The following is a 26,147-nucleotide window of genomic DNA, read 5'->3' as shown; positions in this document are numbered from 1 at the left end:
GCTGGCCGGATACGGAATCCGGGCGCCGGTCAGATCGAGTGGTAGCCGCCGTCGTGGAACAGCAGGGGCCTGCGTTCGCCGTCGAGCCAGGACTCCGCGACCCGGCCGATCACGACGCGGTGGTCGCCGGCCGGCACGACCTGGCCGATGTCGAGGCGCAGCCAGCCGGTCACCCCGTCGAGCACCGGCTCGCCCTGCGGCAGCCGCCGCCAGCGGGTGGGTTCGGCGAACCGGTCGATGCCGCTGGTGGCGAACCGCCGGGCCACGTCCTCCTGTTCGGCGCCGAGGAAGTTCACGACCGCGGTCGCGGCCTGCTCGACGTGCGGCCAGGAGGAGGCGGTGGAGCCGATGCCGAACGACACCAGCGGCGGGTCGAGCGAGAGCGAGGTGAGCGAGGTCGCGGTGAAGCCGGCCGGGCCGCGGCCGGCGTCCACGGTGACGACGACCACGCCTGAGGGATACCTGCGGAATATCTGCCTGTACCGCTCGGGGGCGATCCCCGACGCGGCAGGCGAAGACACGGTGACGGTCAACGTCTCTCCCGGAATCGAATGAGCGGGCGACAATGGGCGGGGCGGCACGGAATGCGGTCCGTGCCGCGGCGGATTTCCGCGCGCGGACGGGCCGGCCGGAAAGCGGGCCGTGCGGCCCTGCGGATGGCTCGGAGATGATGCGGGCGGCCGGTGCCGGGGCAGGGGCCGCTATCGCCGGACCGTCAGGCCCGGGCGGCGGGGATTTTCGCTAGCCGCGACAACACAGGCGCCGGGCGGGAATTGCCGCCGGCGCGGCCAGCCGGAAGCGGCGCGCCGCTGTCGGCGCCTTCCGCTGGTTCCACTGCTGGCTGGTCATGAATCCATCTTCCCGGCCCGGCTTCCGCCGGGTCAACAATGCAACCAATTGAATTAAGTCGGATATCCGGACGACGATCGACGGGCCACCGATGACAGGGCGGCCGGCACCTGCCGACCGGCCGTCAGGACACCGCCGGCAGCGCGGACCACGGCCCCAGCGGGTCCGCGTACAGCGCGCCGAGCGCCACCGCCCCGCCCGCGACCGGCAGTACGGAGCCGGTGAAGCTGCTGGGCAGCACCGACCGCGCCGGGTCGTCGCAGGTACGGGAGCGCGCCGCGACCTGCTCGCGCAGGTCGGCCAGACACTCCGGCAGCCGCCCGGCACCCGGCTCGACCACCACCAGGACCTCGGGGTCGAACATGTCGAGCAGCAGTGCCACCGCCCGGCCGAGCAGCCGGGCCCGGCGGCGGAAGAGCGCGACCGCCGCCGGGTCGCCGGCCAGCGCCAGGTCGAGCAGGTCGCGGAAGACCGTCACCGGCAGGCCGCCGGCCACCGCCTGGCGCAGCAGCGCGGGCTCCGACACCTCGGACTCCAGGCAGTTGGCGGTGCCGCAGCCGCAGGGCCGGGCCGACCGGTCGGCCCGCGGCTCCTCCGGCCCCAGCGGCAGGTGGGCGACGCTGCCGGCCGCCGAACGCGGGCCGAGGTGCACCGCGCCCGCGGTGACGAAGGCGGCGTCGAGCACCGCGCCGACGAACAGCAGCACCATGCTCTCCCGGGGCGAGGCCGCGCCGAACAGCTGCTCGGCGCGGGCCAGTGCCCGGGAGTGGCTGTCGACGTGCACCGGCAGCCCCGTGGCGGCGGACAGGATGTCCCGCGCGGGCACGTTGCGCCAGCCCAGCCGGGGGTGGTCGACGACGACCCCGCTGCCGGGGTCCACCCACTGCCCGGTGGCGAGCCCGAGCACCGGCACCTCCCGGCCGTCCGCGTGCGCCGCCACCAGCCGGGGCAGCCGGGCCGCGAGGCCGCGCAGCACCTCGTGCGGCGCGGTGCCGCGGTGCCGCTGCCGGTCCTCGGCGACGATCGCGCCGCGCAGGTCCATCAGCGACAAGGTGGTGTGCTCCACGGCGATGTGCGCGCCGGCCACCAGGTGGCGGCGGGTGTCGACCTCCAGCGGGATGTGCGGCCGGCCGAGGCCGCGCGGCCCGGTGGTCCTGACGCTCTCCCGGATCAGCCCGCGGGCCAGCAGCCGGGCGCTGTGGCCGGTCACCGCGGCCGGCGAGAGCCCGGTGAGCCGGGCGACGGTGCTGCGGGCGACCGGGCCGTGGTCGAGGATCGCGGCGAGCACGGCGCCGGCCGACGACGGGCGGCGGGCCGCCGCGGCGCTCGGCGGGAGGTCGGCGCGGCGCGGAGCGGGTTGCGGATCGGGCGGTGCGGGCAGGGGGGCGGGCTGCGGCGGACGTATCACGGTGGCCTTCCGGGTCCTGGGGGGGCGGCGGAAGTGCCTCAGCGGCCGCGGCGGCGCACAGGCCGGCGGGCGGGCACCCCCGTTCGACGCTCCTTGCGGAGTCGTTCGGTCAGGCCCGGTGACACGCGGCGGAGCACACACGCTTGAGGTCGACATGACCCCGCGTCGTCAGGTGTGTGGTTCGCCGCATGCCGCGCAACGTAACCGCATCGGCGGAAGCCGGTCAAACGGCTGACCGCATGGTGGACACGGGGTGCTTGTACCACTCAGCAGTGCGTCACGGGAAGAAACACCCCAATTGCCCTCTCCCGAATGCCCGTTGACTACGGTGTGAAGTCGTTTGATCACCGATCGGGTCCAACGGCGAGGGAGACGGCCGATGTTCAGCGGTTTCGGTTCTGCGGGCGCGGCGCGCCAGCCCGGCAGCGCGGGCGAGCACCGGTTGCAGTGGGACTGGGGCACGACCGAGCGCGCGGAGCGGTTCTACCAGGACCAGGTGCTCGACCATCTCAACGCGCGGATGCGGGAGTTCGCGGCGGAACAGGAGATGTTCTTCATCTCCACGGCCGACTCCCGCGGCGAGTGCGACAGCAGTTTCCGGGCCGGGCCGCCCGGGGTGCTGCACGTGCTGAACGAGAAGGCGCTGTGCTACCCGGAGTACCGGGGCAACGGGGTGCTGGCCTCGCTGGGCAACATCAGCGAGAACCCGCATATCGGCATCCTCATGGTGGACTTCGCCGGCGACCGGATCGGCCTGCACGTCAACGGGCGGGCCCGGCTGGTGCCCGAGGGCGAGATGCGCGAGCGGTACGCCGGGCTGCCGGCCGACCAGGCGCGCGGCCGGCGTCCGGTGGTGTGGGTGGAGACCGAGGTGGAGGAGGCGTACATCCACTGCTCCAAGCACATCCCGCGGCTGGTGAAGGCGCCGATGCAGCGCAGACGGGCGTGGGGCACGGACGACGTGCGGCGCAAGGGCGGCGACTACTTCGGGGTCCGCGCGGACCGGCGCGGCGGCAGGCGCTGGTTCGGCTCGCGCACCGGAGCGGGGACGGCGGGCGGCCGACCGGAGGCGTGACGCCCGCGGGGCCGGGCCCGTGACGCCGGTCGGCCCGCGGTTCAGCCGGCCGCCAGACCCGGGGTCCAACCCGCCGCCCCCCAGCCCGCGTTCAGCCGGTCAGCCCCGCCGCGTCGATCAGCGCGACCGCCGTGCCGACGGCCAGGCCGTCCAGCGTCTCGGCGCCGATCCCGGCGCGCGCGCTGGCGCCGTCGAAGACCAGGGTCAACTGCCGGGCCAGCAGCCCCGGTTCCGCGGCGCCGGCGCGCTCGGCCTCGGCGCGGAAGAAGTCGGTCATCTCCTGCTTGCCGCGGGCGGCCACCACGCTGGCCGGATGACCGGGGTCCTTCAGCTCGACCTGGGTGGCCAGGAACGGGCAGCCGCGGTACTCCGGCCCGGCCGCGACCTCCTCCAGCCGCCGGAAGACATGCAGCATCCGGTCCCGCGGCCCGGCCGGGGCGTCCGGCGGCGGCAGCAGCATCGCCGAGTACGACGGTGACTTGCGTTCGAGCGCGGCGGCCATCACCTCGTCCTTGCTCGCGAAGAGCTGGTACATCGAGCGCTTGGACACCCCCGCGGACTTGCACAGCGCGTCGATGCCGGTGCCGACGCCCTCCTGGTAGAAGAGCGCGGACGCCGCGTCGAGCAGCCGGTCGCGGGGGGACGGCTTGGGTGTGGTGGTGGCCATGAGGCCAGGTTACCGCTGCGGCTTGGCAGAGGAAACCGATCGGTATACGCTGGTGGAAACCGATCGGTTTCCAGCGGTCGGCCGACCATCACGCCTCCCTCCCGAAGGACACGGCCATGCAGATCAACGGAGCAGTCGCACTCGTCAGCGGAGCCAACCGCGGCCTCGGCGAGCAGTTCGTCCGGGCGCTGCGGGACGCGGGCGCCGCCAAGGTCTACGCGGCGGCCCGCAACCCGGCGTCGGTCACCGTGCCCGGCGCGATCCCGCTCTCCCTCGACATCACCGACCCGGAGTCCGTGCGGGCCGCGGCCGAGCAGGCGGGGGACGTCACACTGCTGATCAACAACGCCGGCATCTCCACCGGAGCCGGCCTGCTCGACGGCGAACTCAGCGACTTCCAGCGGGAGTTCGACACCCACGTCTTCGGCACCCTGGCCATGAGCCGGGCCTTCGCCCCGGTGCTCGCGGGCAACGGCGGCGGCGCGATCCTCAACGTCCTGTCGGTCCTGTCCTGGTTCACCTCGCCCGGCAGCGCGGCCTACTCCGCCGCGAAGTCCGCCCAGTGGTCGCTGACCAACGCCCTGCGCGTCGCGCTCGCCGACCAGCACACCCAGGTCACGGCCCTGCACGTCGGCTACATGGACACCGACATGGCCGCAACGATCACCTCACCGAAGTCCGATCCCGCCAAGGTGGCCCAGCTGGCCCTTGAGGGCGTGGCGGCCGGCCGCCTGGAGGTACTGGCCGACGACACCAGCCGCCAGGTGAAGGCAGCACTGGCCGCCGACCCGTCGGCCCTCTACCCGGTGGCCGGCTGACCGCGCCACCGCGTCCCCCGGTCATGCCCCTGGCGGCCTCGCTCTCCTGATTGTAGAATTTTCCAACCAGCAGAGATTGCTCCAATGAAGTGGGGCCGGCCGATGGGCACACGGGACTCGACGGGTGCACCGGCTCCGGCGGGCGCGCCCGGCTCCGGCGCCCCACCCCGCCGCTGGCACGGCGTGCACAAGGCGCTCGCCGATCCCCTGCGCGTCCAGCTCCTGGAGGCGCTGTGGGAGACCCCGCGGTCCGCCAGCGAGCTGGCAGACCGCACCGGGCTGCCGGCCGACCGGCTCTACTACCACCTGGGGCAGCTGGAGCGGGCCGGACTGATCGAGATCGCCGAGTACCGGCCGCTGGCCAGAGGGAAGGTCGAGCGGGTCTACGCGCCCGCGGTCACCGAGCCTCCGGGGGACGCCGCGAGTCCGGAGGAGATGGCCGAGTTCCTCGGCTCGATGCTGGACGCCACCCGGGCCGACATCGGCGCCGCCTACCGGGCCAGGCAGGCCGGCGGGAGGCGCGAGGTGGATCTGCTGCGCGGCGCGGTACGGCTCACCGACGAGGGGCTGGCCGAGCTGCGCGGCCAGATCGAGCAGCTCGCCGCCCGGTTCGGCGACCGCGACGCTCCGGGGTCCTGGGTGCGGGTGGTCGTCGCGCTCGTCGACCTCCAGGACCGGCCGCCCCCGGACACCGCCGCCACCGACCCTGAGAGGCCGTCATGAACGACATCCAGCAGCCCGAGCCCGGCCCGCCGTTACGCGCGTCGGATGTCGAACGCGACCGGGTCGGGGAACGGCTGCGGCAGCACTACGCGGTCGGCCGGCTGACCCTGCCGGAGCTGGAGGAACGGGTGGCGGTCGCCTACGGGGCACGCACCCGCGAGCAACTGGAGGCCGTGCTGAGCGATCTGCCGGCCGAGGCGGACTCCCCCGTCAGGACCGCCGACGTGATCGACTCCCGGCTGATGGTCATCCTGCTGCGCACCGCCCGCGGCACTCGTCTACTGGCTGGTCGCCCAGCGCGCGGCCCGCCGGCGAAGCGTCCCGCCGCGTGCCCTGGGGTACCCGGCGGGACGGGAACTCTGAGCCGCGCGGCGCCCCCGCACCCGTCAGTCCTCGTCCGGCGAGTCCCGGTAGGTCTCCAGCAGCCGCAGCCAGATCTCGCTGATCGTCGGATAGGACGGAACGGCGTGCCACAGCCGGGCCACCGGCACCTCGCCGGCCACCGCGACGGTCGCGGAGTGCAGCAGTTCGCCGACGCCGGGGCCGACGAAGGTGACGCCGGCCAGCGTGCCGCGGTCGAGGTCCACCAGCATCCGGGCCTTGCCGCTGTAGCCGTCCCCGAACAGGCTCGCGCCGGCGACCTGGCCGATGGCGTAGTCCACGACCTTGATCCGGCGGCCGGCCGCCCGCGCCTCGCTCGCCGTCGGCCCGACCGAGGCGACCTCGGGGTCGGTGAAGACCACCTGCGGCACGGCCTCGTTGTCAGCCGTCGCCTCGTACGGGCCCCAACTGGCGTCCTCGACCTGCTGTCCCCTGGCGCGGGCGGCGATCACGGCGCCCGCGATCCGGCCCTGGTACTTGCCCTGGTGGGTGAGCAGCGCGCGGTGGTTGACATCGCCGGCCGCGTAGAGCCAGCCGTCGGCGACGGCGGTCACCTGGCAGTGGTCGTCCACGGCCAGCCAGTCGCCGGGGGTGAGGCCGACGCTGTCGAGGCCGAGGTCGGCGGTGCGCGGGAAGCGGCCGGTGGCGAACAGGATCTCGTCGGCGCCCAGTTCGTCGTCGTCGGAGAGGGTGATCCGCAGCTCGCCGTCCTCGCCCCCGGACCGCGTCACGGCCGTCACCTCGACCCCGAACCGCAGGTCGACGCCCGCCTCGCGGAGCCCCTCGGCGACCATCTCGCCGGCGAACGGCTCCATCCGGGGCAGCAGCCCGCCGGCGCCGCGCACCAGCATGGTGACCCGGGAGCCGAGCGCCTGCCAGGCGGTGGCCATCTCGACGGCCACCACGCCGCCGCCGACCACCACGAGCCGTCCGGGCACCGTGTCCGCGCTGGTCGCCTCGCGGCTGGTCCAGGGGCGGACGGAGTCGAGCCCGGGCAGGTCGGGCAGCGCCGCGCCGGTGCCGGTGCAGACGGCCACCGCGTGCCGGGCGGTGAGCTGTACGGTCTCGCCGCCGGAGGTCAGTACCGACACCTGGCGGGGGCCGTCCAGCCGGCCGAGGCCGCGGACCAGGTCGAGGCCGACCGACTTCAGCCACTCCACCTGGCCGTCGTCTGACCAGTGCGAGGTGAACTCGTCGCGCCGGGCCAGTACGGCCGCGGCGTCCAGCGGGCCGGCCACGGCCTGGGCGAGCCCGGGCAGCCTGCGGGCCTCGGCGCGGGCCACCACCGGCCGCAGCAGCGCCTTGCTCGGCATGCAGGCCCAGTACGAGCACTCGCCGCCGACCAGCTCCCGCTCCACGACCACCGTGCTGAGCCCGGCGGCCTGGGTGCGTTCCGCCAGGTTCTCGCCGACCGGGCCCGCGCCGATGACGATCACGTCGTAGGTGCGGGGGGCGTCGTTCATACCGGCTCCTGTGCTGCTGTCGGGTGGCGTTGAGGTCGGGGTCTGCGGCGGTCGGCGGCCCTCCGCGCCATCGTAACGACGGGCGCCGGGATTCGCCGCCAGGCCGCCACCAGCAGCGCCGACGTATGATCACATCGCGGCTCCGAGCGGGTGTCACGGGAGGTTTCCTCGATGGGTGAGCTGGTTCTGATCAGGCACGGCGAGACGGAGTGGAGCCGCAACGGGCGCCACACCAGCTACACCGACCTGCCGCTCACCACCGACGGCGAGGAGCAGGCCCGTACGCTCACGCCGCTGCTGGCCAGCCGTCACATCTCGTACGTGCTCTGCAGCCCGCTGGAGCGGGCCCGGCAGACCGCGAAGCTGGCCGGGCTCGACCGGGTGCTGGTCGAACCCGATCTGCACGAGTGGGACTACGGCGGCTACGAGGGCGTCACCACCCGGGACATCCACCGCGAGCGCCCCGACTGGGACCTGTGGCGGGACGGTGTCGTGCCGGGACCCGAGGGCCATCCGGGTGAGAGCCCGCAGGAGGTCGGCGAGCGGGCGGACCGGGTGCTCGCGCTGGTCGAGGCGTGCTTCACCAACGGCGACGGCGGCGACGTGGTGCTCGTGGCGCACGCGCACTTCCTGCGCGTGGTCACCGCGCGGCGGCTCGGCCTGCCGCCGGCCGACGGCGCCCTGTTCCAGCTCGCGACCGGCACGGTGAGCCGGCTCGGCTCCGAGCACGGCAAGCACGTGCTGACCCTGTGGAACCGCCGCCCCTGAGGCCGCGGCCGGGTCACCCCGGCGGTGTCGCCCGTACGGACCGCCCGGTGAGGCGGGCCGCCGCCGGGTGGCCGCAGACTGAGGGCAGGCGTTCGCGCGCGGCAGCCGGCCGGGCCGGCCCGCCGCCGCCCCGGTCCCGCGCCGGATCTGCGAACCCGCGGACACGCTGACCGCATGCCGCCGGGATCCCGGGGTACGTCCGTGCCAGGACCTGGTCGCCCCGGGGTGCGTACCGGGCTCGTGAGGGAGCGCGCGTATGACGGTGACCGCCGAGCGGCGCGCCACCCTGGCGGTGTCACCCTGGCTGCGCTCCGCGGGCGCGGTGTGCTCCGGCGCGGTGCCCGCGCTGGCCTTTCCCGCGCCCGGGCTGTGGTGGCTGGCCTACGTGTCGCTGGTGCCGTGGCTGCTGCTCGCCCGGTCCGCCGACAGCGGGCGGCGGGCCGCGCTCGACGGCTGGTTCGGCGGCGCCGGCTTCATGCTGGCGGTGCACCACTGGCTGCTCCCCAGCCTTCATGTCTTCCTGCTGGTGCTCGCGCTGCTGCTCGGCGCGCTGTGGGCGCCCTGGGGCTGGCTGGTCCGCCGGCTGCTGGGCGCGGGGGCACCGGCCGGCACCGGTCCGCGGCAGGCCGCGGCGGCGCTGGTCCTGCTGCCGTGCTGCTGGCTGATGGTGGAACTGGTGCGCTCCTGGCAGTACCTGGGCGGCCCGTGGGGCCTGATCGGCGCCAGCCAGTACCAGGTGCGGCCCGCGCTGCGGCTCGCCTCGGTCGGCGGGGTGTGGCTGATCAGCTTCCTGGTGGTGCTGGTGAACACCGCGCTCGCGGTGCTGGTCACGCTGCCCCCGGTGCGCCGCACCGCGGGCGTCGCGCTGCTGGTCGCGGCGGCGCTGACCGGCGGGGTGTGGCTGTGGGCGCCGCGCCCGCAGGCGGCCGGCACGGCGCGGATCGCGGTGGTGCAGCCCGGTGTCATCGTGGGCCCCGACCAGCGCTTCGCACGCGAGGTGCAGCTGACGGCGCGGCTCGCCGGCACCCACCCCGACCTGGTGGTGTGGGGCGAGAGCAGCATCGGCGTCGACCTGACCTCGCGGCCCGACGTGGCGAACCGGCTGGCGGCGCTCTCCCGGCAGGTCGGCGCCGACCTGTTGGTCAACGTGGACGCGGAACGGGCCGACGGGCGCGGCATCTCCAAGACCTCGGTGCTGGTCGGCCCGGACGGCGTGACCGGTCCGACCTACGACAAGATGCGGCTGGTGCCGTTCGGCGAGTACATCCCGATGCGCTCGGTCCTGGGCTGGGCCACCTCGGTGGGGAAGGCGGCGGGTCAGGACCGCAGGCCCGGCACCCGTCAGGTGGTGATGGACACCGGGGCGCTGCGGATCGGTCCGCTGGTCTGCTTCGAGTCCGCGTTCCCCGACATGAGCCGCCATCTGACCGACGACGGCGCCCAACTGCTGGTGGCCCAGTCGTCCACGTCGTCCTTCCAGAACAGCTGGGCGCCCGCGCAGCACGCCTCGCTCGCGGCGCTGCGGGCCGCGGAGAGCTGGCGGCCGATGGTGCACGCCACGCTGACCGGGATCAGCGCGGTCTACGACGCGCAGGGCCGGCCGGTCGGGCATCGGATCGGCACCTCCGACAGCACCTCGGCGGTCTACGCGGTGCCGCTGGCCGGCGGCCGCAGCCTGTATGCCCGGTTCGGCGACTGGGTGCCGCGGCTGGCGCTGCTGCTGGTGCTGGCCGCCGCAGGGTACGAGATCCGCCGCAGGGTCAGGCGGCCTGCGCGCCTATCTCGGTGACGATCCGCTCGCACAGCTCGTGGGTGCGCAGCGAGTCCCGGGCGTCCAGCGGCCGGCCCGACCTGACCGCGTCGAGGAAGGCCAGGGTGACCTGCTCGATGCCGCGCTGCCGGGCCACCGGCACCCAGTCGCCGCGCCGCCGCAGGGTGGGCTGGCCCTTGTGGTCGATGACCTCGGCGAGGTTGAGCACCTGGCGGCGGCTGCCGTCGCCGCTGACGTCGAGGCTCTCCTCGACGGATCCGCTCAGCCGGTTCATCGAGCCGATCGCGGAGAAGCCGTCGCCCGACAGGTGCAGCACGAGGTGGTGCACCAGGCCGCGCCGCACCCTGGCGCTGACCTGGATGTGCTCGACCGGTCCTGGCGCGAGGAAGCGCAGCGTGTCCACGACGTGGATGAAGTCGTCGAACACCATGCCGCGCGCCTCCTCCGGGAGGCCGATCCGGTTCTTCTGCATCAGGATCAGGTCGCGCGGGTGGTCCAGGCACTGGGCGTAGCCGGGCGCGTAGCGGCGGTTGAAGCCGGTCATCAACGGCACACCGCGCTGCTCGGCGAGCTCCACCAGGTGCCTGGCGCCGTCCAGGTCGCGGGCCAGCGGCTTGTCGACGTAGGCCGGGACGCCCGCCAGGATCAGCTGCTCGGTGATCTCCACGTGGTGCTCGGTGGGCGCGTGCACGAAGGCCGCGTCGAGCCCCTGGTCGAGCAGTACGGCGAGCGAGGTGTGCCGGTGCGGCAGCCGGTGGGCGTCGCCGATCCGGTCCAGGGTCGCCGGGGTACGGGTCTGGAGGTGCAGTTCGAGGCCCGGCTGGGCGGTGAGCACCGGCAGGTACGCCTTCTGGGCGATGTCACCGAGTCCGATGACGCCGATCTTCAGCGGTCCGCTGCCGGCTGCCATGCGCTGCTCCCGTCGTGGGCGATCCGGCCGGCGGGCGTACGCCCCCGACGGCCCGGTGCTGTGGTGTCCCCGCAGCATACGGTGCAGGTGGCGGGGGCCCGCGGGCGGTTGCGGGCTCGGCGGCACGGGCGCCTGACTCGTACGGGTGAGGGCGCGATACCCGGCGCCCGCGCGGTCACCCCTGCGGGGACTACCCGGGGGCGGCGGGCCCGGGCACAGTTGGCGGAGTGCGTCTTCTCCTCGTGGCTCTGGTGCTGGTGGCGGTCTGTGCGGCGGCCGGGTGCACCACGGTCTCCGCTCCCCCGCAGGCGCCGCTGCGGCCGGTGCCCTCCGCGCTCCGGCAGGTCGCGCCGGACGGGGCGGTGGTGCTGCCCTCCCCCGGCCGCCAACTGCTGGCCACGGCACGGCCTGAACCGGCCGGGCAGCGGCCGTCACCGGCGGCCACCGGTACCGCGCGGACCCGGACGGTCAGAGCCCCGCACCGGCGCGCCGGCCACGCCACGCACAAGACCCGGCCGCACCGGGCGGCGACGCCTCCGCGGAAGTCCGGCGGCACGCCGGCCGGGAGCGCGCTGCCCGGCAGCGCCGGGGTCTGCGAGCTGGGCGAGTCCTACGGCGGCTGGCAGCCGGACAGCCCGGCCGCCCGGATCTGCCGGCAGGCGTACGGCGGGTGAGCGACCGTCCAGCCCGAAGACGTTGCGCCGGGCGGGCCGGTCACGGCAACTGGTCGGAGCCCGTCATCCGCAGCTCCATCCGCCCGATCGCGGCCCTGACCCCGTCCCCGTACGCGTCCTCCGACAGCGCCCCGGACGAGCTGCGGGCCAGGCCCAGATGGCTGCGGGCCAGCCGGGGCTCCCCCACCTTCCAGTAGGTGGCCGCCAGGTTGAGGTGCAGCGAGGGGTAGAAACCGCGCACCTCGGCGGCCCGCTCGCCGTCCTTGCGGGCGACGAGCAGGTCGGCGGCGCGCAGGGCCCGCAGGTCCCAGCGCAGTTCGTCCTCGGGGTCGTCCTGGGTGTCGGCCATGTAGTGCGCCAGGGTGCAGCGGTGCAGCGGGTCGCCCTGGTCGCCGATCTCGGCCCACAGCGCGCCGAACCGGGTCCGCGCCTCCTCCCGGTCACCCGCGTGCAGCAGCATCACGACCTGGCCGATCCGGGTCATCACGGCGTCACCGGCCGTCCCCGGCGCGGCCTCCGCCGGTCCTTCCGCCGTGCCGTCCACCGTGCCGTCCGCTGTGTCCGGGTCCTCCACCGGCGCCTCCCGCTCCTGTCGCGCGCCCCCACGACGACGACGCTAGCTGGCGGACACCCCGAGATCGGGGATGCGCCAGTCGATCGGTTCGTGGCCCTGCGCCCGCACCGCCTCGTTGACACCGGTGAAGGGCCGGCTGCCGAGGAACAGCTTGACCGACAGCGGCGAGGGGTGCGCGCCCTGTACGACGGTGTGCCGGTCGGTGTCGATCAGCGGCAGCTTCTTCTTGGCGTAGTTCCCCCAGAGTACAAAGACCACCGGGTCGGGGCGGCCTGACACCGCGCGGATCACCGCGTCGGTGAACTTCTCCCAGCCCTTGCCCTTGTGCGAGTTCGCCTCGCCCTCGCGGACGGTGAGCACCGCGTTGAGCAGCAGCACCCCCTGCTCGGCCCACGGCATCAGATAGCCGTTGTCCGGGACGGGCGTGCCCAGCTCGTCCTTCATCTCCTTGAAGATGTTCCGCAGCGACGGCGGGGTCTTCACCCCGGGCCGCACCGAGAAGCACAGCCCGTGCCCCTGACCCTGCCCGTGGTACGGGTCCTGGCCGAGGATCATCACCTTGACCCGGTCGAACGGCGTGGCGTCGAGCGCGGCGAAGACCTCCTCGCGGGGCGGGAAGATCCGGTGCTCGCTCCGCTCGGTCTCGACGAACTCGGTGAGCTGCTTGAAGTACGGCTTGTCCAACTCCTCGCCGAGGACGCTCTGCCAGGAGTCGGGCAGCATGCTGGGCACGTCGGGAACCTCCGGTACGCGATCGGTTACTCCCCCAGAACGTACCGGCCCCCACTGACACCGCGATCACCGGACGGCTCAGGCGGCGTCCAGCCGGGCGCGCAGCTCGGGGGGCAGGTCCAGGTCCACCGCGCCGAGGAGTTCGTCGAGTTGGGTCACCGAGCTGACCCCGACCACCGGGACCACCGGAAGCTCGCCGCCGATCTGCCAGGACAGCACCACCTGGTTGGGTGTCACGCCGAGTTCGGCGGCGACCTCGCGGAGCACCGCGATCCGGCGGTGCGAGCCGGGGTGGTCGTAGGGCGCGGGCAGCGGTTTGTCGGCGCGGGTGTAGGCGCCCAGGACGAGCGAGCCGTAGGCCGTCAGCGTCAGGTCGTCGTGCGCGGCGACGAAGTCCCGCAGGTCCTCGCCCGCGTATCCGCGGGCGCCCCACTCGCTGTCCGGGGCCGGCCGCAGGTAGGTGTGCCGCTGCTCCAGGCAGGTGTGGTGCGGCAGCCCGTGGTCGAGGGCGTACTGCCGGAAGGTGGCGGCCGACCATGCGGTGTGGTTGCTGCACCCGATCAGCCGGGTGGCCCCGGACGCGACGAGTTCGGCGAAGGCGCCCGCGGTCTCGGCCACCGGCACCCCGCGGTCCTCGACGTGCGCGTAGTAGACGTCCACATGGTCGGTGCCCAGCCGCCGCAGGCTGCCCTCGATGCCGGCGCGCACGGTCGGCGCGGCCAGTCCCTCCCAGACGTCCGGCCACACCTGCCCCGAGCCGGCCGGCGGCCGGGCGCCGACCTTGGTGGCGACGACGGTGCGGTCCCGGGCGCCGCGGCTGCGCAGCCAGCGGCCGAGCAGTTCCTCGCTCTCGTCGCCGGTGCCGCCGGTGTGCCAGATGTGGTAGTTGTTCGCGGTGTCCACGAAGGTGCCGCCGGCCTCGGCGAACCGGTCGAGGATCGCGAAGGACGTGGCCTCGTCGACACTGCTGCCGAAGTTCATCAGGCCCAGGCACAGGTTGCTGACCTCGGGCCCCTTGCCGCCGGCGAGCGTGCGATAGCGCATGGTGGGCTGCCTTCCGTCTCGGGAGCGATCGGGTGGCGGACCCTGTCGGGCCGCCACCCGTTCGACTCTGCACGTTGGAGTGCGGACGAAGGCAAGCCCCCTCATCCGGGGGGCGAGCAGGACGGGTCGCTCACACGCCGCCGGCGTGCAGGAAGAGGCCGCCGTCGATCACCAGGTTCTGGCCGGTGATCCAGGCGGCCTGGTCGGAGAGCAGGAAGGCGACGGCGCCGCCGATGTCGGCCGGGGCGCCGAGCCGGCCCAGCGGGTAGCCGGCCGCGACCTCCTCCTCGCGGCCCTCGTAGAGGGCGGCGGCGAACTTGGTCTTCACCACGGCGGGGGCAACGGAGTTGACCCGGACGGCGGGTGCCATCTCGGCGGCGAGCTGCACCGTCAGGTTGATCATCGCGGCCTTGCTCATGCCGTACGCGCCGATCAGCGGCGAGGGCGCCAGCCCGGAGATCGACGCTATGTTGACGATCGCGCCGCCGTTGTCCTTCTGCCACGCCTTCCAGGTCCGCTGTGCGAAGGCGAGCGCGGAGATCACGTTGATCTCGTAGACCTTGCGGGCCACGGCGAGGTCGAGGTCGGTGAGCAGGCCGTAGACGGGGTTGGTGCCCGCGTTGTTGACGAGGTGGTCGATCCGGCCGAACGCCTCCATGGTGGCGTCCACGGCGGCGGCCTGGTGCGCCTCGTCGTGTGCCTTGCCGGCCACGCCGATCGCCCGGTCGGCGCCGAGGGATTCCACCGCGGCCTTGAGCGCGTCCTCGTTGCGTCCGGTGATGCAGACGCGGTCGCCGCGGGCGACCAGCGCCTCGGCGACGCCGTAGCCGATGCCCCGGCTGGCGCCGGTGACGAGGGCGACACGTCCGGTGTCGGGAGTCTGGGGGGTCATGGGTCAGGGCCTCCGGCCGGTCAGTTGAGCGGTCCGCCGGCCACGTACAGCACCTGGCCGGAGACGAAGCCGGCCTGGTCGGCGGTAAAGAAGGCGATGGCGTTGGCGACGTCGTCGGGCACGCCGACCCGCTGCACCGGGATCTGGGTGGCGGCGGCGGCCTGGAAGTCCTCGAAGCCCATGCCGACCCGGGCGGCGGTGGCGGCGGTCATGTCGGTCGCGATGAAGCCGGGCGCGACGGCATTGGCGGTGATGCCGAACTTGCCGAGCTCGATGGCCAGCGTCTTGGTCAGGCCCTGCATGCCGGCCTTGGCCGCCGCGTAGTTGACCTGGCCGCGGTTGCCGAGCGCGGAGGACGAGGAGAGGTTGACCACCCGGCCGAACTTCGCGTCCACCATGTGCTTCTGCACCGCGCGGGTCATCAGGAACGCGCCGCGCAGGTGGACGCCGAGCACGGTGTCCCAGTCGGCGGCGGACATCTTGAACAGCAGGTTGTCGCGCAGCACGCCCGCGTTGTTCACCAGGATGGTCGGGGCGCCCAGTTCGGCCGCCACCTTGGCGACCGCGGCCTCGACCTGGGCCTCGTCCGACACGTCGGCGCCGACCGCGACGGCCCTGCCGCCGGCCGCGGTGATGGTCTCGACGGTGTCCTTGCAGGAGCCCTCGTCGAGGTCGAGTACGGCGACGGCCCGGCCCTCCGCGGCCAGCCGTACCGCGGTGGCAGCGCCGATTCCGCGGGCGGCGCCGGTGACGATCGCGACGCGCTGCTCGGTGGTGGACATCTGTTCTCCTCAGCCCTGTGATGCGGTACCCGCTCCTGCCTGCGCATGAGCGACCGCTTAGTAGGTCCCGTTGCCGAAACCGTAGGAGGGCCGTGACCCAGTGTCAACGCCACCACGGGCGATGTGGCTCATGACTCCCCGCGCGCCGGCGCCCCGCTGTCGGCGGGACGCCGGTACCGGGAAGGTCAGCCCACCGGGGCCGCCGGGACCGCCGGGGCCGTCACCCGGCCGAGGTGCCGGGCGAAGAACCGCACTGCGCTGTCCGCCTCGAACCTGGGCAGCTCCTTGTGCCTGCCCGCGTTGACGTGCAGCGTCTTCTCATTCGAGGCGAAGGCGTCGAACAGCTCCAGGCCCTGCTCGCGGGAGATGTGCTCGTCGTCCCACTGCATGTCGTACTCGATCGGGACGGTGATCTGCCGCGCCTTCCCGGCGAGCGCGTCGGGCCAGTGCTGGCCGAGGACGGCGGCCGTGATCCTGGGCTCCGCGGCCACGAACGGCACGCCGATCGCGGTGCCCATGTTGATGCCCCAGAAGCCGACCGGCCCGCCGGCGCCGATCTCCGGGAGCTGCTGGAGGGCGTCAAGCGTCGCCTGGTACTCGGGCACGGCCAGCCGCGCCAGGTGGTCGTTGTAGCGCACGACGACCGGGCCCTCCGGCTCCCCCGCCGCGCGGGCCCGGAACAGCTCGGCGATCTCCGCCTCGTCGTGCGCGGTGCGCGGCCGGTCGCCGTGCCCCGGCGCGTCGATGACGGCGGCGTGGAAGCCGCAGCCGGCCACCAGCAGCCGGGCCCGGCCGGCCATCGAGGGGTGCTTCTTGTGGTTGCCGCCGCCGTGGGCCAGCAGGACCAGCGGGGCCGGTTCGGCGCCGGGGGCCGGCGACCAGAGGACACCGGGGATGCCGTCCACGGTGAAGTCGCGCTCGGTGACGCCGTCGGAGGAGGACTCGGCGGTGAACTGCAGAGAGTGCATGGGGTGTTGCCTTTCGGGAGTGCCTGTGGTCGAGGCGCTCCCGGCGACCCTTACGTCGATCGCCCGTCCGTGACGAGGAGCGGGAGCACCCACTGGAATACGGCCTTCATGGGTCCCACCTCCTCGCGTCCGTCACGGCTGCGCGCACGTTACCAACCACACCCCGCCCCGCCCAACTCCTTTTTCCGCGCCCCTTGTCGGCGCGGCCTCAGTGCACCAGGAGTGCCAGCAGCCGGTCCGCCTCGCGGCCCGGATCCTCGGTGAGGCCGGTGTGGATCGGTCCCGGCTGCACGATGGTGCTGCGCGGCGCCGTCAGCCAGCGGAAGCGCCGCCCCGGGTCGTCGGAAGCGGCCTGGCCGGCGTACTCGCCGCCCTCACACACGCCCTGGTAGCCGCGCAGCGCCGCCCGCACCCCGGCCACGTCCACCTCCGCGTCCAGGCAGCGCAGCCTGGTCTCGTCCAGATGCACCCGGGCGCCGACGAAGCTCTTGGCCCGGCAGTAGACCAGCACGCCTGCGTTGATCATCTCGCCGCGCTCGATCCGCGGCACCACGCGCACCAGCGCGTACTCGAAGACATCGCGTCCGCTCACTGGGCGTTCTTCCCTTCCACCCAGGGCCGCAGCCAGTCCGGCGGCGGCTGTCTGCGGCGGCCGCCCGGCGCGCTCCTGATCCGCTGGTGCACGTCGGCGGCGCGGGCCAGCAGCAGTTCGCGGTAGGCGCCGCGCACGTCGTCCGGCGTGTCGAAGCCCGGTTCGCCGGTCAGCCACTCGTCCGGCACCAGCGCGGTGACCTCGGTCAGCAGCTCCGCGGTGACCCGGGGCGCCAACTCGGCCGCGGCGGCGGCCGGATCGGGCCCGAAGCGGGACAGCGCGTGGTCGGAGGCGTCGTACTCCTTGGCGGAGGCGGCCTGCGCGGTCTTCCAGTTGTGGTGCCAGATCAGCGAGGCGCCGTGGTCGATCAGCCACAGGTCGCGGTGCCAGATCAGCATGTTGGGGTTGCGCCACGACCGGTCCACGTTGCCGATCAGCGCGTCGAACCAGACGATCCGGCCGGCCTCCGCGCTGTCCACGTCGAAGACCAGCGGGTCGAATCCGAGCGATCCCGGCAGGAAGTCCATCCCCAGGTTGAGGCCGCCGCTGGCCTTCAGCAGGTCCTGGATCTCCTCGTCCGGCTCGCCGAGCCCGATCACCGGGTCGAAGTCGAACCGCACCAGCTCCGGCACCCGCAGGTCCAGCCGCCTGGCCAGTTCACCCGCGATCACCTCGGCGACGAGCGCCTTGCGGCCCTGTGCGGCGCCGCTGAACTTGACCACGTACGTGCCGAGGTCGTCGGCCTCGACCACACCGGGCACCGAGCCGCCCTCGCGCAAAGGCGTCACATAGCGGATGCCCGTCACTTCTCTCAGCATCCGCCCAGGCTAGCCGGGCCGGGCACGCGGTCCGGCAGAGTGTCGCCATGGACGACCTCACCTTCCCGCAGCAGCACGCCCGCACCCAGCGCTTCTCGCTCGGCGTGCCGCGCGCGTTCACCCTCTCCCCCGACGGCGGCCGGGCGCTCTTCCTGCGCACCCGCGGCCCGCGGGACCGTACCGGCTGCCTGTGGCTGCTCGACGAGGACGGCGGCGAACGGCTGCTGGTGGACCCGGACTCGCTCGGCCGCGCGGCCGGCGGGCTGCCGGAGGCCGAGCGGATCCGGCGCGAGCGGGCCAGGGAGCGGACCGGCGGCATCACCGGGTACGACACGGACACCGCCGTGCGGACCGTCGCCTTCTCGGTGGACGGCGCGCTGTGGGCGCTCGACGTGGACGGCGGCCCGGCGCGCCCGGTGGCCACCGCCGGTCCCGTGGTGGATCCGCGGCTGTCCCCCGACGGGCGCCGGGTGGCCTATGTGACCGGCGGCGCGCTGCGCGCGGTGGACCTCACCGACGGCACCGACCTGCCGCTGGCCGAGCCGGAGCGCCCGGAGGTCGGCTACGGCCTGGCCGAGCACGTGGCGGCCGAGTCGATGCACCGGCACCGCGGCCACTGGTGGTCGCCCGACGGAACCGCGCTGCTCGCAACGCGAGTGGACACCGGCCCCGTACAACGCTGGTGGATCTCCGACCCGTCGGACCCGGCGAAGCCGCCGCACTCGGTCCCCTACCCGGTGGCGGGCACCGCCAACGCCGATGTGTCGCTGCACGTCTTCCCGCTGGCCGGCGGCGGCACCGAGGTGCGCTGGGACCGCCGGGCGCATGAGTACCTGGCCACCGCGGGCTGGGACGCGCACGGGCCGATCCTGAGCGTGCAGAGCCGCGACCAGCGCACCGTACAGGTGCTGGCCGCCGATCCTGCGACCGGTGCCACCCGGCTGCTGCACGAGCGGCGGGACCCGGCGTGGGTGGAGCTGATACCCGGCGCGCCGGTACGGACGGCGTCGGGCGCGCTGGTGTACGCGGCCGACGACGGCGACACCCGGCGGCTGACGGTGGCCGGCGAGCCCGTCACCCCGCCCGGCCTGCAACTGCGCGAAGTGCTCTCGGTGAGCGGCGAGTCGGTGCTGTTCATCGCGAGCGACGAGCCCACCGAGGAGCACCTGTGGTCGTACGACCCGGCGGCCGGCCCGGTCCGGCTGAGCGAGGGCCCCGGTGTGCACACCGGGCGGCGCGCGGGCGGCGGCCTGCTGCTCGCGGCGCACACCGAGGCGGGCCGGGACTTCGTCCTGCGGGCCCCCGGCCGCCCGCCGCGCCGGGCGGCCTGCCTGGCCGAGGAGCCGGTGACGCCGCCCCGGGTGACCTGGCTGCGGGCCGGGGAGCGGGCGATCCGCACCGCGCTGCTGCTGCCGTCCTGGTACGAGCCGGGCGGCGGCCCGCTGCCGGTGCTGCTCGCGCCCTACGGCGGCCCGGCGATGCAGCTCGTGGTGAGGGCGCGCGGCTGGTGGTTCAGCGAGGCGCAGTGGTTCGCCGACCAGGGCTTCGCGGTGGTGGTCGCCGACGGCCGCGGCACCCCGGGGCGCGGCCCGGTGTGGGAGAAGACCGTGCACGGGGACACCCTCAGCGCGCCGCTGGAGGACCAGGTGGCGGCGCTGCACGCGGCGGCGGAGCACTGCCCCGACCTGGACCTCGGGCGGGTGGGCATCCGCGGCTGGTCGTTCGGCGGCACGCTCGCCACCGTCGCCGTGCTGCGCCGCCCCGATGTCTTCCACGCGGCGGTCTGCGGCGCCGGGCCGAGCGACGCGCGGCTGTACGACACGCACTGGCGCGAGCGGTTCCTCGGGCACCCGGACGAGCGGCCCGAGGCGTACGACCGCTCCTCGCCGATCAACGAGGCCGCCGCGCTGCGCCGCCCGCTGCTGCTGGTGCACGGCCTGGCCGACGACAACGTGGTGGCCGCGCACACCCTGCGGATGTCGGCGGCGCTGCTCGCGGCGAACCGCCCGCACCGGGTGCTGCCGCTGTCGAACGTGACCCACGGGCCGACCGACGAGGTGGTGGTGGAGGGGCTGCTGCGACACCAGTTGAATTTCCTCCGCGAGACGTTGAACATCCCGCCGCGCCCGCCCGTATGACCCTGCACGCGTGACTGCACGCTGCCCGGCGACAGTATGCCGCCGGGCCCGGCCCCACCAGCGGACAGGATGCAGAAGATGGCCCAGACCCCCGGACTCCCCACTGCCCCCACCCGTCGCGGCATCGTCACGGCGGCGGGCGGTGTGGGGCTCGCCGCCGCGCTGACCGCCTGCGGCGGCGGATCCGACTCCTCGGACTCGGACGCGTCGTCTGGCACCACGGCCCCCGCGTCGTCGGCGGCGCCGAGCACGTCGTCCTCGGCGCCCTCGTCGACGTCGTCGGCCCCGGCCTCCGCGCCGGCCGGCGGTACGGCGCTGGCGAAGACCTCCGACATCCCGGTCGGCGGCGGAAAGATCTTCGCCGCCCAGAAGGTGGTCGTCACCCAGCCGACCGCCGGGGAGTTCAAGGCGTTCTCGGCGGTGTGCACCCACATGGGCTGCCTGGTCAAGGAGGTCGCCGACGGCACGATCGACTGCCCGTGCCACGGCAGCAAGTTCAAGGTGGCGGACGGCTCGGTGGCCGGCGGCCCGGCACCGGCCCCGCTGGCGCCGAAGCAGGTCACGGTCTCCGGCGACCAGGTCGAACTGGCCTGACCGGACGGGGAGACGGGCACCGGCCGGCCGGCGTGCGGGGACACGCGGCCGGCCGGTGCACGCGCCCGCCCGGGCCGGGGGGCGGCGGGGCGTCCACGACCAGCAGGGGTCGGCGCTCGGGACGGCCCAGGCGTCGACGACCGGCAGGGTCCGCGGCCGGGGGCCGGCGGCCGGAGCGGTCCACGTCCGGTGCCGTCGGTCCGGCGGACGACGGGGTTCGCGGCCGGCGAGTCAGTCCGCCGGGCGCCCCGCTGAGGCGCGCAGGGCCGCCACCGCCGCCCGGATCGCCGGGCGGCGGTCCGCGTCCTCCCGCCAGACGGCGAAGACGTGCCGCCGCATGGTGTGCCGGACCGCGGTGACGGCCACGCCCGACGGCATCGGGTCGCGGCCGAGCCGCGGGATGACGGCGACGCCGAGGCCCGAGCCGACCAGCGCGAGCACCGTGGCGTGCTCCTGGGCGTGGTGGGCGATCCGCGGCTCGATGCCCTTGCCGCGCAGCGTGAACAGCAGCCACTCGTGGCAGAAACCGCCGTCCGGCCAGGCGATCCAGTCGTCGTCGGCCAGCTCGTCGAGGTCGATCTCCGACCTGCCCTCCAGCCGGTGCCCGGCCGGCAGCGCCACGTCCACGATGTCGTCGGCGAGCGGTGCCTTGGCCAGGCCGCCGGGCAGCGACAGCGGCTTGTTGTACCAGTCGAGTACGACGGCCAGGTCGATGTCGCCGCGGGCCAGCCGCACCAGCGACTCGTCCGGCTCCATCTCGTGGACGACGGCCCGCAGCTGCGGGTGCTGCGCGCGCAGCGCCTTCAGGGCGGCCGGGAACAGCCCGCGCACCGCCGTGGGGAAGGACCCGGCCCGCAGCTCGCCGACCGCGACCCCGCGGTGCGCCTCCAGGTCGGCGCGGGCCAGCTCGGCCAGCGACAGCAGCCGCTCGGCGTGCCCCGACAGCAGCCGCCCGGCGTCGGTGAGCCGCACCCCGCGGCCGTTCTTGGCCAGCAGCGGCTGGCCGGTCTCCCGCTCCAGCTTCGCCATCTGCTGCGAGACGGCGGACGTGGTCACGCTCAGCACGTCGGCGGCGGCGCTGACCGAGCCGTAGGTGTCGATCGCCCGCAGGATTCGCAGGCGTTCCAGGCTCAGGAGGTGTTCGGCGCTCGACATGTAAGCGATACTACGCCGTTGGTGAATGAAAACTCGCTTGTTCTAAGACGTCGGACGGGCCATGGTGAGCATATGAGCGCCCCAGCAGACCGTCGCAGCACCGCCGCCATACCGTTGCCCACGCAGGGTCCCGCACCCGCGGGGCCGGGTGCGAGGGCCGGCATCGACTGGCGGATCCGCTTCACCGCCCTCGGACTGGTGTGGGGCTTCAGCTTCCTGTTCATGAAGGTCGGCAACGAGGCGTTCGCGCCGCTCCAGGTGACCCTGGGCCGGATGGTGTTCGGCACCGCCGTGCTGGCCACCGCGGTCGCGGTCAAGCGGGAGCGGCTGCCGCGCGGTGCCCGTACCTGGCTGCATCTGACGGTCGCCGCCTTCCTGCTCAACTCGCTGCCGTTCACGCTCTTCGCCACCTCGGAGAAGACGATCCCGTCGATGGTGGCGGGCATCTGCAACGCCGCCACACCGCTGTTCGCGATGGTGGTCTCGGTGGTGGCGCTGTCCGAGGACCGGCCGTCGCGGCAGCGCTTCGCGGGCGTCGGCCTCGGCTTCATCGGCGTGCTCACCGTGCTCGGCGCCTGGCAGGGCTTCTCCGGCCAGGACCCCAAGGGGACGCTGATGGCGCTGACGGCGGCGCTCAGCTACGCGGTCGGCTGGGCGTACGTGCGGCGCACCCTGTCGGACACCGGCGCCTCCCATCTGGCGGTGTCGGCCGGGCAGTTGGGGCTCGGCACGCTGCAACTGGTCATCGTGACGCCGCTCTTCACCTCGATGCCGCACTCGTACCCGGCCAAGTCGGTGCTCTCGGTGCTGGCGCTCGGCGCGCTCGGCACCGGGTTGGCGTTCCTGGTGCAGTACGGGCTGGTCGCCGAGAAGGGTCCGACGATCGGCTCGATGGTCACCTACCTGATCCCGATCGTGGCCACCGCCGCCGGAGTGCTGCTGCTCGGCGAGTCGCTGAGCTGGAACGAGCCGGTGGGCGCGGTGGTGGTGCTGACCGGTGCCGCGCTGACCCAGCGGCGTCCGAAGGCGGCTGCCGCACAGAAGGACGTCCCGCAGAAATCCTCCGCACGGACACCCGCCGGGAAGCCGTCCGTCGCGGAGCCGGTCACCGCGCCGGCGGCCCGTCAGCCGTAGCGGCCGGCGCCCGTCGCGCCCAGCACCCCGGCGACCGCCTCGGCCAGCGGGCCGATGTCGGCGGACGTCAGCGGAGAGACGGTGAGCCGTACGCCGGGCGCCGAGCGGACCCGGAAGCGGGCGCCGGGCGCCACCGCCCAGCCGCGCTGGAGCAGTCCGGCCACCGCGCCGGTCTCGTCGCTGACCGGCACCCAGACGTTCATCCCGGTGCGCCCGTGCGCGGCCACCCCGCGCTCGGCGAGCGCCGCGACCAGCGCGTCCCGCCGCTCGCCGTAGGAACGGGCGACGGCCGCCGGGTCCACCGCGCCGGTCTCCCACAGCTGGACGACCGCACGTTGCAGCAGGTGGCTGACCCAGCCCGCGCCGAGCCGGTGCCGGCCGCGCACCCGGTCGGCCGTCACGGTGTCGCCGGTGTAGATCGCCAGCCGCAGGTCGGGGCCGTACGCCTTGGCGGTGGAACGGGTCAGCGCCCAGTGCTCGGTGGCCGCCGACAGGCAGTGCAGCGGCAGGTCGACCAGGCCGTTGACGTGGTCGTCGTCGATGACGAGCACCTGGCGGTGGTCGGCGAGCAGGTCGCGCAACTCCGCGGCGCGGTCCGCCGAGATGGCCGCTCCGGTCGGATTCTGCCCCCGGTCGGTGACCACGAGCGCCCGCACCCCGGCCCGCAGCGCCCGCCGCACCTCGGCCGTCACCGGCCCCTCGTCGTCCACCGCCACCGGGACCGCGCGCAGCCCCATGGCCGGTACGAGGTCCAGCATGCTGCCCCAGCCGGGGTCCTCCACGGCCACCTGGTCGCCGGGCCGCAGATGCGCGGCCAGCACCCGTTCGATCGCGTCGAGCGACCCGGAGGTGACGCCGACCGGGCCGGGCGGCACGCCGTCGGCGTCCAGAGCGGCGCGGGCCAGCCTGGCCAGGTCGGCGTCGACCGGCGCTTCGCCGTAGAGCACCGGCGACCGGTCGGCGCGCTCCGCGGCGGCGGCCAGCGCCGCGGCCAGCGGGGGCAGCAGCGCGGTGTCGGGATTGCCCTTGGAGATGTCCCGGACGCCGGCGGGCACCTCGATCCTGATCGTCTCACGGGGCGCGGTGGCCGGCCGGGAGCGGATCCGGCTGCCGCGCCGTCCGGCCGTCTCGATCACCCCGCGGTCGCGCAGCAGCCGGTAGGCGGCGGCCACCGTGTTCGGGTTGACCGCCAGCTCGCGGGCCAGTTCGCGCAGTGGCGGCAGCGCGTCGCCTGGGCGCAGCGCGCCGGCCCCGACCGCGCTCTCGACGTCGGCGGCAATACCCGATGCGCCCCGACCGGTGATCCGATAATCTCCTAGCACAAACATCATTATGTACTAGTTCAAAGGATTCCGCCATGTCCGCTGCGCCGCCCGCCCCCTACCAGCCCACCGATCGCACGGTGCCGACCCGCAGCCGCGAACGAGCCTCGTACGACCGCGAGCTGGTGCACTCCATTCTCGACGCGGGCTACCTGTGCCATCTCGGCTTCGTGAGGGACGGCGCGCCGGTGGTGCTGCCCACCCTCTACGCCCGGGTCGGCGAGCGGCTCTACGTGCACGGTTCGACGGGTTCGCGCCCACTGCGCGGCGCGGGCGCCGACCAGGGGCTCGCGGTCTGCCTCACCGTGACCCATGTGGACGGGCTGGTGCTGGCCCGCTCCGCCTTCCACCACTCGATCAACTACCGCTCGGTGCTGGTGCACGGGATCGCGCACCAGGTCACCGACACCGGCGAGCGCTCGCGCGCGCTGGACGCGATCGTCGAGCAGGTCGTTCCGGGCCGGTCCGCCGACTCGCGCCGGGCCAACGCCAAGGAGCTGTCCGCGACGGCGGTGGTCCGCCTCGACCTCGAAGAGGTCTCGGCGAAGCTCCGCACCGGCGGCCCGAACGACGAGCCGGAGGACCTCGAACTGCCCTACTGGAGCGGCGTGGTGCCGGTGGCCAGGTCCTACGGCGACCCGATCCCGTCCGCCGACCTCGACCCCGCGGTGCCGCTGCCGGGCTATCTGGCAGGCAGCACCGCCTCGGCCTCCAGCGGCAGTTGAGCCGTCCGGCGGCGCGCCGCGGCCGACCGCGCCTCCGCGAACCCGAGCGCGGTCACGGCGGCGAGCAGGATCACCGTGCCCGACAGCGTCGCCGCGGTGAGCCGTTCACCGAGCAGGGTCACCGCGATGCCCGCCGCCGAGACCGGTTCGATCAGCGCGACCACCGAGACGGTCGCGGCCCGCAGCACGGCGGCGCCGGCGAAGTACATCGCGTAGGCGACCGCGGTGGGCACCGAGGCCAGGTAGCCGAGCAGCAGCAGAGTGCGGCCGGCGTCGGCGGCGTGCGGCAGCAGTCCCTCGGCGAGGGCGGCCGGGAGCAGCAGCAGGGCGCAGATCCCGAACGACCACAGCGAGGTGTCGAAGGCGTCGCCGGCCAGCCCGCGGCTGCCCCACCAGCGGGTCAGCAGGGTGATGGCGGCGTAGCCTGCCGCGGACAGCACGGCCAGCAGCACCCCGGCGGGGCGTACCGTCGCGGAGCCGCCGCCGAGCAGCATGACGGACAGCCCGGCCAGCGCTCCCGCGACGGCCACCGTGCCGCCGCGGCCGAGCCGTTCGCCCATCGTCAGCCGGGCGGCCACCGCGATCAGCACCGGGCCTGAGCCGAGGGTGACCACGGTGGCAACGGCGAGCCCGGTGGAGCGCACCGCGCAGAAGTACGCGGTCTGGAAGATCGTCAGGCCGGCGCCGGTGGCCAGCAGCCGGGGCAGCGCGGACCGCCGCGGGGCGCCCGGCCGGCGGGAAGCGGCGGGCCGGCAGGCCCGCACACCGAGCAGCAGCAGGAAGCCGCCCGCGGCGCGCCAGAAGGTGAGGGCCAGCGGGCCGAGGCCGCTGTCGCGGTACAGCAGCGCCGCCGCGGCGCCGGCCGTACCCCAGGCGGTGGCGGCGAGGACGACGTAGAGCAGCCCGCGGCCGGTGGAGAGGCCGGCGGGGGCCGGTACGGGGACGAGTGGATCGGCATGGGTGACGGACACGGAGTTCTCCCGCGGAAGAGGTGGTCGATTCGCTGATCACCGTCTGCGGGCAGCGCCGACCGCCCCGGCCGACCGGCGCGCGTGACTACCGCGCGCGGACTCCGGTTCGCGTCGTGCAGGGAAGTGCCGCCCGCGTCAGAGGACGGGCGGCGGAAGAACGGTCAGACCCATGGCCGTCACTCTACGGGCCCGGGTCGGG

The 26,147-nt window shown here is 74.4% G+C and carries 26 protein-coding genes and 1 pseudogene; 11 read left to right on the top strand and 16 right to left on the bottom strand.

What is annotated here, in order from left to right:
• Positions 1-29: 29 nt before the first annotated feature.
• Both ACQPW6_RS37170 and ACQPW6_RS37165 read right to left on the bottom strand, forming a co-directional pair.
• On the bottom strand, positions 30-521 hold the full coding sequence (locus ACQPW6_RS37170; RefSeq protein ID WP_433894782.1) for a flavin reductase family protein: 492 nt from the start codon (positions 519-521) through the stop codon (positions 30-32).
• 452 nt (positions 522-973) lie between these two features.
• Positions 974-2,257: an ROK family protein gene (locus tag ACQPW6_RS37165; RefSeq protein ID WP_433894136.1), complete on the bottom strand. Its 1,284-nt coding sequence runs from the start codon at positions 2,255-2,257 to the stop codon at positions 974-976.
• A 379-nt stretch (positions 2,258-2,636) separates the two neighbouring features.
• Between ACQPW6_RS37165 and ACQPW6_RS37160 the strand changes: the two genes are divergently transcribed.
• Positions 2,637-3,332, top strand: coding sequence for a pyridoxamine 5'-phosphate oxidase family protein (locus ACQPW6_RS37160; protein ID WP_433894135.1), 696 nt, complete (start codon positions 2,637-2,639; stop codon positions 3,330-3,332).
• A 91-nt stretch (positions 3,333-3,423) separates the two neighbouring features.
• Here the strand turns inward: ACQPW6_RS37160 and ACQPW6_RS37155 are convergent, their stop codons facing one another.
• On the bottom strand, positions 3,424-3,999 hold the full coding sequence (locus ACQPW6_RS37155) for a TetR/AcrR family transcriptional regulator (protein WP_433894134.1): 576 nt from the start codon (positions 3,997-3,999) through the stop codon (positions 3,424-3,426).
• Positions 4,000-4,115: 116 nt separating this feature from the next.
• Between ACQPW6_RS37155 and ACQPW6_RS37150 the strand changes: the two genes are divergently transcribed.
• The 3 genes and pseudogenes from ACQPW6_RS37150 to ACQPW6_RS37140 all read left to right on the top strand — a co-directional run.
• Entirely contained in the window at positions 4,116-4,817 is a 702-nt protein-coding gene (locus tag ACQPW6_RS37150; RefSeq protein WP_433894133.1) for an SDR family oxidoreductase, read from the top strand.
• A gap of 102 nt (positions 4,818-4,919) precedes the next feature.
• Positions 4,920-5,540: an ArsR/SmtB family transcription factor gene (locus tag ACQPW6_RS37145; RefSeq protein ID WP_433894132.1), complete on the top strand. Its 621-nt coding sequence runs from the start codon at positions 4,920-4,922 to the stop codon at positions 5,538-5,540.
• A pseudogene (locus ACQPW6_RS37140) lies at positions 5,537-5,719 on the top strand (DUF1707 SHOCT-like domain-containing protein); the annotation flags it as partial. The gene ACQPW6_RS37145 and the pseudogene ACQPW6_RS37140, both read left to right, overlap by 4 nt.
• Positions 5,720-5,926: 207 nt before the next feature.
• On the opposite strand, the gene ACQPW6_RS37135 reads toward ACQPW6_RS37140, so the two are convergent.
• Positions 5,927-7,384: a dihydrolipoyl dehydrogenase family protein gene (locus ACQPW6_RS37135; protein WP_433894131.1), complete on the bottom strand. Its 1,458-nt coding sequence runs from the start codon at positions 7,382-7,384 to the stop codon at positions 5,927-5,929.
• A gap of 171 nt (positions 7,385-7,555) precedes the next feature.
• On the opposite strand from ACQPW6_RS37135, the gene ACQPW6_RS37130 reads away from it, so the two are divergent.
• Both ACQPW6_RS37130 and lnt read left to right on the top strand, forming a co-directional pair.
• Complete coding sequence (locus ACQPW6_RS37130; RefSeq protein WP_433894130.1) at positions 7,556-8,152, top strand: histidine phosphatase family protein; 597 nt, start codon at positions 7,556-7,558, stop codon at positions 8,150-8,152.
• 256 nt (positions 8,153-8,408) lie between these two features.
• A complete protein-coding gene (gene lnt / locus ACQPW6_RS37125; RefSeq protein WP_433894129.1) occupies positions 8,409-9,941 on the top strand; it encodes an apolipoprotein N-acyltransferase in 1,533 nt (510 codons plus the stop codon).
• Here the strand turns inward: lnt and ACQPW6_RS37120 are convergent.
• Positions 9,913-10,812, bottom strand: a complete 900-nt coding sequence (locus ACQPW6_RS37120) for a Gfo/Idh/MocA family protein (protein WP_433894781.1) — start codon at positions 10,810-10,812, stop codon at positions 9,913-9,915. The genes lnt and ACQPW6_RS37120 overlap by 29 nt on opposite strands.
• Before the next feature lie 248 nt (positions 10,813-11,060).
• Between ACQPW6_RS37120 and ACQPW6_RS37115 the strand changes: the two genes are divergently transcribed.
• A complete protein-coding gene (locus tag ACQPW6_RS37115) occupies positions 11,061-11,507 on the top strand; it encodes a hypothetical protein (RefSeq protein ID WP_433894128.1) in 447 nt (148 codons plus the stop codon).
• 40 nt (positions 11,508-11,547) lie between these two features.
• On the opposite strand, the gene ACQPW6_RS37110 is transcribed toward ACQPW6_RS37115, so the two are convergent.
• From ACQPW6_RS37110 to ACQPW6_RS37075, 8 genes are all read right to left on the bottom strand, one after another.
• A complete protein-coding gene (locus ACQPW6_RS37110; RefSeq protein ID WP_433894780.1) occupies positions 11,548-11,991 on the bottom strand; it encodes a hypothetical protein in 444 nt (147 codons plus the stop codon).
• Between the two features lie 132 nt (positions 11,992-12,123).
• Positions 12,124-12,804: a uracil-DNA glycosylase gene (ung, locus tag ACQPW6_RS37105; RefSeq protein WP_433894779.1), complete on the bottom strand. Its 681-nt coding sequence runs from the start codon at positions 12,802-12,804 to the stop codon at positions 12,124-12,126.
• A gap of 87 nt (positions 12,805-12,891) precedes the next feature.
• Positions 12,892-13,857, bottom strand: a complete 966-nt coding sequence (locus tag ACQPW6_RS37100; protein WP_433894127.1) for an aldo/keto reductase — start codon at positions 13,855-13,857, stop codon at positions 12,892-12,894.
• 130 nt (positions 13,858-13,987) lie between these two features.
• The gene (locus ACQPW6_RS37095) at positions 13,988-14,749 is read right to left on the bottom strand and encodes an SDR family oxidoreductase (RefSeq protein WP_433894126.1); all 762 of its coding nucleotides are present in this window, start codon (positions 14,747-14,749) and stop codon (positions 13,988-13,990) included.
• Positions 14,750-14,769: 20 nt separating this feature from the next.
• On the bottom strand, positions 14,770-15,531 hold the full coding sequence (gene fabG, locus ACQPW6_RS37090; RefSeq protein WP_433894125.1) for a 3-oxoacyl-ACP reductase FabG: 762 nt from the start codon (positions 15,529-15,531) through the stop codon (positions 14,770-14,772).
• Between the two features lie 185 nt (positions 15,532-15,716).
• Positions 15,717-16,499 carry an alpha/beta hydrolase gene (locus ACQPW6_RS37085; RefSeq protein WP_433894124.1) on the bottom strand — a complete coding sequence of 261 codons (783 nt, stop codon included), beginning with the start codon at positions 16,497-16,499 and terminating at the stop codon, positions 15,717-15,719.
• Between the two features lie 208 nt (positions 16,500-16,707).
• Positions 16,708-17,091 carry a DUF3037 domain-containing protein gene (locus tag ACQPW6_RS37080; RefSeq protein WP_433894123.1) on the bottom strand — a complete coding sequence of 128 codons (384 nt, stop codon included), beginning with the start codon at positions 17,089-17,091 and terminating at the stop codon, positions 16,708-16,710.
• Positions 17,088-17,909, bottom strand: coding sequence for a HipA family kinase (locus tag ACQPW6_RS37075; protein ID WP_433894122.1), 822 nt, complete (start codon positions 17,907-17,909; stop codon positions 17,088-17,090). Before ACQPW6_RS37075 ends, ACQPW6_RS37080 begins: the two co-directional genes overlap by 4 nt.
• Before the next feature lie 47 nt (positions 17,910-17,956).
• Between ACQPW6_RS37075 and ACQPW6_RS37070 the strand changes: the two genes are divergently transcribed.
• Together ACQPW6_RS37070 and ACQPW6_RS37065 are read left to right on the top strand one after the other, a co-directional pair.
• On the top strand, positions 17,957-20,047 hold the full coding sequence (locus ACQPW6_RS37070) for a prolyl oligopeptidase family serine peptidase (protein ID WP_433894121.1): 2,091 nt from the start codon (positions 17,957-17,959) through the stop codon (positions 20,045-20,047).
• 78 nt (positions 20,048-20,125) lie between these two features.
• Positions 20,126-20,641 carry a Rieske (2Fe-2S) protein gene (locus tag ACQPW6_RS37065; protein WP_433894120.1) on the top strand — a complete coding sequence of 172 codons (516 nt, stop codon included), beginning with the start codon at positions 20,126-20,128 and terminating at the stop codon, positions 20,639-20,641.
• Positions 20,642-20,872: 231 nt separating this feature from the next.
• Here ACQPW6_RS37065 and ACQPW6_RS37060 read toward each other — a convergent pair whose 3' ends face one another.
• Entirely contained in the window at positions 20,873-21,796 is a 924-nt protein-coding gene (locus ACQPW6_RS37060) for a LysR family transcriptional regulator (protein WP_433894119.1), read from the bottom strand.
• Between the two features lie 72 nt (positions 21,797-21,868).
• Between ACQPW6_RS37060 and ACQPW6_RS37055 the strand changes: the two genes are divergently transcribed.
• The gene (locus ACQPW6_RS37055) at positions 21,869-22,930 is read left to right on the top strand and encodes a DMT family transporter (protein ID WP_433894118.1); all 1,062 of its coding nucleotides are present in this window, start codon (positions 21,869-21,871) and stop codon (positions 22,928-22,930) included.
• Here the strand turns inward: ACQPW6_RS37055 and ACQPW6_RS37050 are convergent.
• Positions 22,921-24,261 (bottom strand): aminotransferase class I/II-fold pyridoxal phosphate-dependent enzyme, encoded by a 1,341-nt coding sequence (locus ACQPW6_RS37050; protein WP_433894117.1) that lies wholly within the window; start codon positions 24,259-24,261, stop codon positions 22,921-22,923. The genes ACQPW6_RS37055 and ACQPW6_RS37050 overlap by 10 nt on opposite strands.
• Positions 24,262-24,287: 26 nt before the next feature.
• Between ACQPW6_RS37050 and ACQPW6_RS37045 the strand changes: the two genes are divergently transcribed.
• Positions 24,288-24,977 carry a pyridoxamine 5'-phosphate oxidase family protein gene (locus ACQPW6_RS37045; RefSeq protein WP_433894116.1) on the top strand — a complete coding sequence of 230 codons (690 nt, stop codon included), beginning with the start codon at positions 24,288-24,290 and terminating at the stop codon, positions 24,975-24,977.
• Here ACQPW6_RS37045 and ACQPW6_RS37040 read toward each other — a convergent pair.
• Positions 24,935-25,948: a DMT family transporter gene (locus ACQPW6_RS37040; protein ID WP_433894115.1), complete on the bottom strand. Its 1,014-nt coding sequence runs from the start codon at positions 25,946-25,948 to the stop codon at positions 24,935-24,937. The two genes, ACQPW6_RS37045 and ACQPW6_RS37040, sit on opposite strands and share 43 nt — an antisense overlap.
• Positions 25,949-26,147: the final 199 nt, after the last annotated feature.

Origin of the sequence: Streptomyces sp. CA-111067 (assembly GCF_050956065.1) — a bacterium.
GTDB lineage: Bacteria > Actinomycetota > Actinomycetes > Streptomycetales > Streptomycetaceae > Actinacidiphila.
Note: the sequence above shows the minus strand (reverse complement) of the source record. Positions and strands in the feature narration are given on the sequence as shown.

Coding starts and splice junctions, on each gene's coding strand:
- ACQPW6_RS37150 (WP_433894133.1), top strand. CDS start 4,116: ATGCAGATCAACGGAGCAGTCGCACTCGTCAGCGGAGCCAACCGCGGC.
- ACQPW6_RS37070 (WP_433894121.1), top strand. CDS start 17,957: ATGGACGACCTCACCTTCCCGCAGCAGCACGCCCGCACCCAGCGCTTC.
- ACQPW6_RS37085 (WP_433894124.1), bottom strand. CDS start 16,499: ATGCACTCTCTGCAGTTCACCGCCGAGTCCTCCTCCGACGGCGTCACC.
- ACQPW6_RS37075 (WP_433894122.1), bottom strand. CDS start 17,909: ATGCTGAGAGAAGTGACGGGCATCCGCTATGTGACGCCTTTGCGCGAG.
- ACQPW6_RS37045 (WP_433894116.1), top strand. CDS start 24,288: ATGTCCGCTGCGCCGCCCGCCCCCTACCAGCCCACCGATCGCACGGTG.
- ACQPW6_RS37060 (WP_433894119.1), bottom strand. CDS start 21,796: ATGTCGAGCGCCGAACACCTCCTGAGCCTGGAACGCCTGCGAATCCTG.
- fabG (WP_433894125.1), bottom strand. CDS start 15,531: ATGTCCACCACCGAGCAGCGCGTCGCGATCGTCACCGGCGCCGCCCGC.
- lnt (WP_433894129.1), top strand. CDS start 8,409: ATGACGGTGACCGCCGAGCGGCGCGCCACCCTGGCGGTGTCACCCTGG.
- ACQPW6_RS37145 (WP_433894132.1), top strand. CDS start 4,920: ATGGGCACACGGGACTCGACGGGTGCACCGGCTCCGGCGGGCGCGCCC.
- ACQPW6_RS37095 (WP_433894126.1), bottom strand. CDS start 14,749: ATGACCCCCCAGACTCCCGACACCGGACGTGTCGCCCTCGTCACCGGC.
- ACQPW6_RS37055 (WP_433894118.1), top strand. CDS start 21,869: ATGAGCGCCCCAGCAGACCGTCGCAGCACCGCCGCCATACCGTTGCCC.
- ACQPW6_RS37100 (WP_433894127.1), bottom strand. CDS start 13,857: ATGCGCTATCGCACGCTCGCCGGCGGCAAGGGGCCCGAGGTCAGCAAC.
- ACQPW6_RS37160 (WP_433894135.1), top strand. CDS start 2,637: ATGTTCAGCGGTTTCGGTTCTGCGGGCGCGGCGCGCCAGCCCGGCAGC.
- ACQPW6_RS37050 (WP_433894117.1), bottom strand. CDS start 24,261: ATGATGTTTGTGCTAGGAGATTATCGGATCACCGGTCGGGGCGCATCG.
- ACQPW6_RS37135 (WP_433894131.1), bottom strand. CDS start 7,384: ATGAACGACGCCCCCCGCACCTACGACGTGATCGTCATCGGCGCGGGC.
- ACQPW6_RS37155 (WP_433894134.1), bottom strand. CDS start 3,999: ATGGCCACCACCACACCCAAGCCGTCCCCCCGCGACCGGCTGCTCGAC.
- ACQPW6_RS37065 (WP_433894120.1), top strand. CDS start 20,126: ATGGCCCAGACCCCCGGACTCCCCACTGCCCCCACCCGTCGCGGCATC.
- ACQPW6_RS37110 (WP_433894780.1), bottom strand. CDS start 11,991: ATGACCCGGATCGGCCAGGTCGTGATGCTGCTGCACGCGGGTGACCGG.
- ACQPW6_RS37130 (WP_433894130.1), top strand. CDS start 7,556: ATGGGTGAGCTGGTTCTGATCAGGCACGGCGAGACGGAGTGGAGCCGC.
- ung (WP_433894779.1), bottom strand. CDS start 12,804: ATGCTGCCCGACTCCTGGCAGAGCGTCCTCGGCGAGGAGTTGGACAAG.